Annotated in this window: 7 protein-coding genes and 1 pseudogene; all 8 read right to left on the reverse strand. The window is 71.8% G+C overall.

The window, feature by feature from the left end; genetic code table 11:
- A pseudogene (locus ACI379_RS05780) lies at positions 1–522 on the reverse strand (propionyl-CoA--succinate CoA transferase); the annotation flags it as partial.
- Positions 523–660: 138 nt separating this feature from the next.
- On the reverse strand, positions 661–1,500 hold the full coding sequence (locus tag ACI379_RS05785; RefSeq protein ID WP_439791125.1) for an MBL fold metallo-hydrolase: 840 nt from the start codon (positions 1,498–1,500) through the stop codon (positions 661–663).
- Positions 1,497–2,360: an NUDIX hydrolase gene (locus ACI379_RS05790; protein ID WP_439791126.1), complete on the reverse strand. Its 864-nt coding sequence runs from the start codon at positions 2,358–2,360 to the stop codon at positions 1,497–1,499. Before ACI379_RS05790 ends, ACI379_RS05785 begins: the two co-directional genes overlap by 4 nt.
- Before the next feature lies 1 nt (position 2,361).
- Positions 2,362–2,817, reverse strand: a complete 456-nt coding sequence (locus ACI379_RS05795; protein ID WP_439791127.1) for a RidA family protein — start codon at positions 2,815–2,817, stop codon at positions 2,362–2,364.
- Entirely contained in the window at positions 2,817–2,972 is a 156-nt protein-coding gene (locus ACI379_RS05800) for a hypothetical protein (RefSeq protein ID WP_439791128.1), read from the reverse strand. The genes ACI379_RS05795 and ACI379_RS05800 overlap by 1 nt, the downstream gene beginning before the upstream one ends.
- Positions 2,965–4,215 (reverse strand): RNA polymerase sigma factor, encoded by a 1,251-nt coding sequence (locus ACI379_RS05805; protein ID WP_439791129.1) that lies wholly within the window; start codon positions 4,213–4,215, stop codon positions 2,965–2,967. The genes ACI379_RS05800 and ACI379_RS05805 overlap by 8 nt, the downstream gene beginning before the upstream one ends.
- Before the next feature lie 10 nt (positions 4,216–4,225).
- On the reverse strand, positions 4,226–4,612 hold the full coding sequence (locus ACI379_RS05810) for a YciI family protein (RefSeq protein WP_439791130.1): 387 nt from the start codon (positions 4,610–4,612) through the stop codon (positions 4,226–4,228).
- A 5-nt stretch (positions 4,613–4,617) separates the two neighbouring features.
- On the reverse strand, positions 4,618–4,998 hold the full coding sequence (locus ACI379_RS05815) for a YciI family protein (protein ID WP_439791131.1): 381 nt from the start codon (positions 4,996–4,998) through the stop codon (positions 4,618–4,620).
- Positions 4,999–5,246: the final 248 nt, after the last annotated feature.

The raw sequence follows: 5,246 nt of genomic DNA on the forward strand, positions 1-5,246 counted from the left end.
GCGCGGGTGCCACGAGTTCACCTCGAGGATCACCTTGTCGGCCTGCTCCAGCCACGTCTTGTTGTTGCCGACCGAGCTCGACGGCACGAGCAGCCCGTCCGGCAGGACGGCCGCGACCTCGACGACGGCGACGTCGAGCTTCCCGTAGAAGCCGAACCAAGTGTGCTGGGCCGAGTGCGACAGGTGGGTGTCGAGGTAGTCGACCTCGCCGGCGTTGATCTCGCCGCGCAGGGTCGGGTCCCCCTGGTACGGCAGCCGCCGTGCGATGCCGTGCACCTCGGCGAGCACGCCGTCGGTGCCGGGCGCCGTCGAGGCGCCGGTGAGGAGGTCGATCCGGAACTCACGACCCGAGTCGTGCGCCTCGCGGATACGCCGCGCGAGAGCGCCCGGGATCGCCTTGGGCGACCCGGCACCCGTGAAGCCACTCATCCCGACCCGGTCGCCCGGGTGGATCAGGGCAGCGGCCTCGTCAGCGGTCCGGACCTTCTCGGCCAGCACGGGGCAGGAGATGCGCTCACTCACCGCCCCAGCATGCCTTGTGACAACTTCACACCGCATTAATCATGATGAATCGAAACGACAAGCGGCCGTGAAACGTCGACCAGCGGTCGCTGGGGGCGACCTTTGCGGCGAGCCGACCAGACCCCGCCTGCTCGCCGCTCAGCGCTCGGCCAGGTACGCCAGCTGGGCGCGTACGGACAGCTCGGCCGCACCCCACAGCACGGGGTCGACGTCGGCGTAGACCCGCTCCACCACGCTGCGCGGCGTCACCGTCGCCCCGGAACCGGGCGCGAGGTCGAGCTCGGTGAGCGCGTCGGTCAACGTGGCCCGCTCCGCGAGCGACACCACGGCCTCCTCGACCTGCGCGAGCCGCTCCTGGCGGTGCGCGAGGTAGTACGTCAACGCCCCCTGGGCGTCCTCGATCACCGGGCCGTGGCCGGGCCAGACGGTGGTGATCCCCTGCTCTCCGCAGAGCGCGTGCAGCCGCTCCAGCGAGCCGAGGTACGCACCGAGCTGGCCGTCCGGGTGCGCCACGACGGTGGTGCCGCGCCCGAGGACCGTGTCGCCGGTCAGGACGGCCCCGTCGGCAGGCACCACGAAGGAGAGCGAGTCGGCGGTGTGGCCGGGAGTGCCGACGACGTGCACCTCCAGCCCGCCCACCGACACCACGTCGCCGTCACCGAGGCCCTCGGTGCCGAGCCGGTACCCCGGGTCGAGGGCGCGTACGCCGCACCCGTGCCGCTCGGCGAACGCCTTGGCGACCTCGGAGTGGTCGAAGTGGTGGTGGGTCAGCAGCACCGCGGCGACGTCACCGGCGACGGCCTCGATCGCAGCGACGTGGGAGTCGATGTCGGGACCGGGGTCGACGACGACCGAGCGCGACGAGTCGGGATCGCGCAGCACCCACGTGTTGGTGCCGTCCAGCGTCATGATGTTGGCGTTGGGCGCGAGCACGCAGGTCGCGGTCGACCCGAACGTGCCCCCGACCCAGGCACTCATCGTGCCGCCAGCAGCTCGGTGTACATCTCCGGCCGGGAGAGCGTGAAATCACCCTCGGGGGTCCGCGCCACCTCGGGCATGAACATCTCGACCGTACGGTGCTGGCTCTCGTCGAGGGTTTCCGCGACGGTGGCGTGCTGGGCCACGTCGAGGCAGGTGAGGTACGTCGGGGGCAGCATCATCAGCTCGTCGGCGTCGACCTGGGCGACGGCGTCGGCCACGTCGGTCCAGGCGACCGAGGACGACTCGGTGGAGACGTCGCGGGTGACCTGGCCGGCCGGCAGGGCGGCGACGAAGAACCAGGTGCGGTACCGGCGCGGCTCGAAGATCGGCGTCAGCCACCCGGACCACGCGCCGAGCAGGTCCGTACGCAGGATCAGGTCGCGGCGGGTGAGGAACGCGGTCAGCGACAGCTCGCGCGTCTCCAGGGCGACCCGGTCGGCCTCCCAGTCGTCGCCGGTTGTGTCGGCGACGACCTCGTCGCCGGACGCGCCGGCGAGCAGGACACCCGACTCCTCGAAGGTCTCGCGGACCGCAGCACAGACCAGGGCGCGGGCCTTCGCCTCGTCACAGCCCAGACGCGCCGCCCACTCGGCGGGCGACGGTCCGTGCCACAGGCCCTCGTCGATGAGCTCGTCGTCGAAGTCGCGCTGGTCGACTCCCCCGCCGGGGAAGACGGCCATGCCGCCGGCGAACGCCATCGAGGTCTGGCGCAGCAGCAGGTACGCCTCGGGGCGGACCTCGCCGTCGCGCAGCAGCACCACGGTGGCCGCGTCACGCGGCTCAGCAGGGTCGGCCGTGCCGGCGGAGAACTCCGCCGCCTGGTCGACGATCCGCTGCGGAAGACGGATCTCCCGCACCTCAGACCTCGACGATCAGCTCGACCTCGACGGGGACGTCGAGCGGCAGCACCGGGACACCGACGGCGGAGCGGGCGTGCTTGCCGGCCTCGCCGAACACCTCGCCGAGCAGCTCGGAGGCGCCGTTGGCGACCTTGGGCTGGCCGGTGAAGTCGGGCGTGGAGGCGATGAAGGCGACGGCCTTGACGACGCGCTTGACGTTGTCGAGGGAGCCGATCTCGGCCTTGATCGCGGCCAGGGCATTGATCGCGCACTGGCGGGCGCACTCGTACCCGGTCTCCTCGTCGACGGCGTCTCCGAGCTTGCCGACGGCGATCATCTCGCCGTTGCGGGCCGGCAGCTGGCCGGAGGTGTAGACGAGGTTGCCGGTGCGCACCGCCGGGACGTACGCCGCCACGGGCGGGACGACCTCGGGGATGACCAGACCGAGCTCCTCGAGACGCTGCTCGACGGACATCACGCCTCCTGGGGACGCTTGAGGAAGGCGATCAGGCCACCGTTGGCGTTGGTCTGGATGGTGACCAGCTCCCAGCCGTCCTGACCGAAGTTGTTGAGCATGAGGGCTTCGTTGTGGAGCGGAATCGGCGCCACCTGGTACTCCCACTTAGTCATGGGCTGAGACTACCTGTCCGCGCCGACGTTCCAGGTGGGCCCGTTCAGCCGGGTTGGCGGTCAGCGCCAGGGCGCGGTCGTACGCCTCGCGCGCCTCGGGCCCGCGTCCCAGCCGGCGCAGCAGCTCGGCCCGCGTCACGTGCAGGGCGTGGTACCCCGCCAACGCGTCGGCGAGCCGGTCCACCTCGGCAAGGGCCACCTGCGGACCGTCGACCTCCGCCAGCGCCACGGCGCGGTTGAGCCGTACGACCGGGGACGGGTCGATCCGCACCAGCCGGTCGTACAGCGCGACCACCTGACCCCAGTCCGTGTCCGCGGCGCTCGGGGCGCTCACGTGGACCGCGTTGACCGCCGCCAGCAGCTGGTACCGGCCGGGCGGCCCGTCCCCTGCGGCGACGGCAGCCAGCCGCTCGCTCAGCAGGGCGATCCCCTCCTCGACCATCGCGGCGTCCCAGGCGCTGCGGTCCTGGTCGGCCAGCGTCACGAGCTCCCCGTCGCGCGAGACCCGGGCGGAGCGCCGGGCGTCGGTGAGGAGCATCAGCGACAGCAGACCGGCCACCTCGCCGTCGTCCGGCAGCAGCTCGCGCACCAGCCGCGCCAACCGGATCGCCTCGGCGGCCAGGTCGGCGCGTACGGCGTGCTCCCCGTCGCTGGCGAGGTACCCCTCGTTGAAGATCAGGAAGAGCACCGCGAGCACCCCGTCGCGGCGTTCGGCCACGTCGGCCTGCGAGGGCACCCGGTACGGGATGTGGGCGGCCTTGATCTTGGCCTTCGCCCGGGTGATGCGCTGCGCCATCGTCGTGGTCGGCACGAGGAAGGCGTGCGCGATCTCGGGGACGGTCAGCCCGCCCAGCAGGCGCAGGGTGAGCGCGACCCGGGCCTCGGTGGACAGAGCCGGGTGGCAGCAGGTGAAGACGAGCCGCAACCGGTCGTCGACCACGGGTCCGGTCGGTTCGGCGGGGGTGTCGTCGACGAGCATGTGGGCCGCCTCGTGCTTGGTCGTGCGCTTCGCCTCCCGGCGCAGCCGGTCGAGGGCGCGCCGGGTGGCGGTGGTGGTGAGCCACCCGCCCGGGTTGGGCGGGACGCCGTCGACGGGCCAGCGCTCGACCGCGACCGCGAACGCCTCGGCGGCCGCGTCCTCGGCGAGGTCCAGGTCGCCGAAGCGGCGCGCGAGGCCGGCCACCACCCGGGCCCACTCGTCGTGGTGGGCGCGGGTGAGGGCGGCGGAGACGTCACGGCTCACCGGGTGGGCCTCATTCGTCGAGCATCGCCTTGACACTGGCCTCGGTCTGGAACGGTCGGACCTCGACCACACCCCGGCACGCCTTGGAACCCTCGGCCGCCAGGGCCAGCGCGACGTCGAGGTCGGGGACGTCGATCACCCAGAACCCTCCGAGGTGCTCCTTGGCCTCCAGGTACGGGCCGTCGGTGACCACGGGCTTGTCGCCCTGGCCGTCGACGGTGGTCGCGGTGGGGGCGGCCTCGAGACCGTCGGCGAAGACGAAGTAGCCCTGCTCGACCAGCTTGTCGTTGAAGGCGCCGGTCTCGGCGAACGAGGCCAGCATCGCCTCCTTGGACTCGTACCCGCCGAACTCCGGGCGGTCGGTCGGGCCGTACACGGACATCATGTAGCGCGGCATCTGGATCACTCCTGGCTCTCGTTGCGTGCGGTGATCTGCTCGAAGGTGGGGAAACGCAGGACCTCCTGCGGCCAGTCCAGGGCCACGGCCATGCGGCCGGCCCAGTCGCGGGCGGTCTCGTCGTCAGCGACCTCGATCACGGCGAACCCGCCGAGGTGCTCCTTGGTCTCCACGTACGGGCCGTCGGAGAAGACGGCCTTGCCGTCGACCGCCTCGACGCTGCACAGGACGCTGCTGCGGTCGAGACCGCCGTCGGTGAACCGTACGATCCCCGCCGCCCGCATGGCGTCGACGACCGCGTCGACGGCGACCGACTTGGCCCTGAGCTCGTCGTTGGTGTGGGGCGGGACCCACTCGTCGTTGAAGGCGATCATGTACGTCGGCATCGCTTCGCTCCGTCCGCAGCCCTCCGGCTGCCACCGCGGGCGGCCCGGTTGGCCACCCCTCACCCGTGCCACGAACGGGTACGGGTCGATACGACACCTTCGGCGGAGACTTCTTCAAGCGTCCCCGCGCCAGTTCCCCGTCCCCCGCGCCCTCCCCTGAGTGTCCCGCCGCGCCCTCCCCTTAGTAATGCGCAGTTATCCGTACGAGGTGCTGCCAATTGACGGCACCTCGTACGGATAACTGCGCG

The organism is Nocardioides sp. (assembly GCF_051876515.1).
Lineage (GTDB): Bacteria > Actinomycetota > Actinomycetes > Propionibacteriales > Nocardioidaceae > Nocardioides.